1 protein-coding gene and 1 pseudogene are annotated in these 1,300 nt (G+C 66.7%); both read left to right on the top strand.

What is annotated here, in order from left to right; all coding sequences use genetic code 11:
- Nucleotides 1-503: pseudogene (locus LQV45_RS33240) on the top strand (cytosine permease); the annotation flags it as partial.
- Between the two features lie 15 nt (nt 504-518).
- Nucleotides 519-1,300 (top strand): polysaccharide deacetylase (locus tag LQV45_RS33245; RefSeq protein ID WP_230011984.1); only part of this gene is annotated, 782 nt, incomplete at its 3' end.

Genomic DNA, 1,300 nt, shown 5'->3' on the forward strand with positions numbered 1-1,300 from the left:
AGTTGAACCTGTTCGTCGGCGTCTTCTCCCTCGCGGCCGTGATCTTCTTCATCTTCCAGGAGGATTTCGCCTCCGTGCTGGATGCCTGGCTGATTGGGCTGGTCGCCTGGGTGGCTGCCTGGGGCGGAGTCATGCTGGTCCATTACTTCTGGATCGAGAAGCGCTGGCCCGGCGACCCGTCCCGGCTCTTTGACGCCGTCGGCACCAAACGCCTGCCGGGCGTGAATCCGGCCGGTGTCGCTTCCCTGCTCATCGGCATCTTCGCCACCTGGCTGTTCATGTACGGACTGGTGCCGGCCATGCAGGGGCCCATCGCCGTCGCCCTGGGCGGATGGGACCTGTCCTGGCTCGCCGGGGGACTGGCCAGTGCCGCGGCTTACGCCGTCCTCGGTCCGCGGTTCCACAGGAAGTTCCTGGATGTCCCCACCCCCAGCGAACAGACCGCAGATTCACCTGACGCTACCGGCCTTGCGGTCACATCAACCACGCCCGCCGCCCTCTAGCAGGAGATCAACCCCGTGAACTTCCCCGCTTTCGCCGACACCGCCCATCCCATTACCTGGCCCGAAGGTCATCGTGCCGCGGCGTCCTTCACCTTCGACGTCGACGCCGAATCCTGCACCATCGCCCATGACCCGCAGAGCACCAGGCGCATGTCCCTCATGACGCACCAGTCCTACGGGCCCAAGGTCGCCGTCCCGCGGATTCTGCAGATCCTCGAGCGCCAGCAGATCCAGGCGACGTTCTTCGTCCCGGGTTTCACCGCCGAATGCTACCCGGACGTGGTCCGCCGGATAGCCGACGGCGGCCACGAGATTGCACACCACGGGTACCTGCACGAACCCATGCAAGGCATCGACGCCGCCACGGAGGCGCGGTACCTGGACCGGGGCCTGGATGCCCTGGCCAAGGCCGCCGGCGTCCGGCCGACCGGCTACAGGGCACCGTGGTGGGAGCTCAACTGGCATTCCCCGGCCCTCCTTGCCGACCGCGGGTTCCTGTATGACTCAAGCCTGCTCGACGGCGACGCGCCGTACCGCTTCAGCGTTGCCGAGGCAGACCCCCGCGATCTCGTGGAAATCCCTGTCGACTGGGCTTTGGACGACTGGGAGCAGTATGCCTTCTACCCGGGCGTCACCGGAAGCGGCGTCATCGAAAGCCCGGCCAAGGTCCTCGAAATGTGGACGCTGGAGGCCGAGGCCCACCACGCTGCCGGGAGCTGCTTCGTCCTGACCAACCACCCCTTCATTTCCGGCCGGCCGTCCAAGGCCGTGGCCCTGGAACAGCTGATGGACCGGGT

The organism is Microbacterium sp. Bi128, assembly GCF_918698205.1.